The organism is Hafnia alvei, from assembly GCF_900095695.1.
GTDB classification, from domain to species: Bacteria; Pseudomonadota; Gammaproteobacteria; order Enterobacterales; family Enterobacteriaceae; genus Hafnia; species Hafnia alvei_B.
The window spans coordinates 1-1,068 of record NZ_FMIQ01000086.1 but is presented as its reverse complement, the minus strand read 5'-3'; the positions used below and the strand labels follow the sequence as shown (position 1 = coordinate 1,068).

At 52.0% G+C, this 1,068-nt stretch carries 2 protein-coding genes; both read right to left on the bottom strand.

Annotation, left to right across the window (positions count from 1 at the left end; genetic code table 11):
• Positions 1-48 precede the first annotated feature (48 nt).
• Positions 49-741: a hypothetical protein gene (locus BN1044_RS23680; RefSeq protein ID WP_072310605.1), complete on the bottom strand. Its 693-nt coding sequence runs from the start codon at positions 739-741 to the stop codon at positions 49-51.
• Between the two features lie 23 nt (positions 742-764).
• Positions 765-989: a hypothetical protein gene (locus tag BN1044_RS23675; protein ID WP_175421640.1), complete on the bottom strand. Its 225-nt coding sequence runs from the start codon at positions 987-989 to the stop codon at positions 765-767.
• Between the last annotated feature and the right edge of the window lie 79 nt (positions 990-1,068).

The following is a 1,068-nucleotide window of genomic DNA, read 5'->3' as shown; positions in this document are numbered from 1 at the left end:
CCTTTGTGTTCAGGTCTTTCGAGAACAACGGCAGGCCTGACGGGCATTTCAGGTACAGCGGTGAGCTCCCCAGACCTTCTCAGGATTTTTCAGGAAAGTCGGCAAGTTGTCATCTGCACTCAGGCATTCAATATGAACCTGATAGCGAGCAGTGTAACCACCCTCTTTCGGTACCTGAAAATAACCCAAATGCCCGACGCTATCACTGGCATTGATTGGGTACGGTGTAGGGCAGACTACGGTGTCAAACTGCATCGGCTCTGCGTAAGGCGGTAACAGATGCGACCACCACGACGGGCGAACAGCTGCACCTGATGTCGGGACAAGGTTATCTCTGTCCGTCAGGATCCAGTACTGTTGTCCTTCCACCAGACGGGTCTTCGTACCTTTGGCTTTCGCTGTATCGGATAGCCCTCTAAACGTGACCAAACCATAGCGACGTGCCTTAGGCCCTGTCGCGCTACGGCTTGAATCAGAAGCATCCCATTCAATCTGTGAACCTTTCGGGATGGTGTCTATACGATACGTGTTTCTGTTCTCGGCGTTAGCATCAGGAGTCCACTCACGGCGAAATACAGGTAGCTTGTCATTCACACTCCAATGTGTTTCATTTTCACTGGAGGCGTAAGCGGAGTAAGGCGCCAAATGCATATACAGCGTATAAAAATGCAGGCCGTTCTCTTTAATCTCGCCGGGCTGAATGTAGTGTCGCACCAGAACAAAGGAGCCCGAGACATTCAAAGGCCCCGTCTCCCAGGAAACCTTCAAGTAATCACGGCAGATCCGATAGCCACCACTTCCCCGTCCGCCATACAGCGAACGCTCTGCTCTCCCTTGTAGGGTACAGGAAAATCCAACAGTTCGGAAACTGCCTTACCACTCAGAGCACACCACGGAGTTGTAGCACTCGTTATATGAATCCCCCCGTGCCACATGCCGTTGCTTCCCACCATGTACCAGCCGGTCGCTTCACCTTCTAGATGAGACATCACATCCTCTTGGGAGGTAAAGTCACTACCGCGGTTGGATGGTACAGGCCAGCTGAATTTTGGTAATACCGACATGTCT

Coding starts and splice junctions, on each gene's coding strand:
- BN1044_RS23675 (WP_175421640.1), bottom strand. CDS start 989: ATGTCTCATCTAGAAGGTGAAGCGACCGGCTGGTACATGGTGGGAAGC.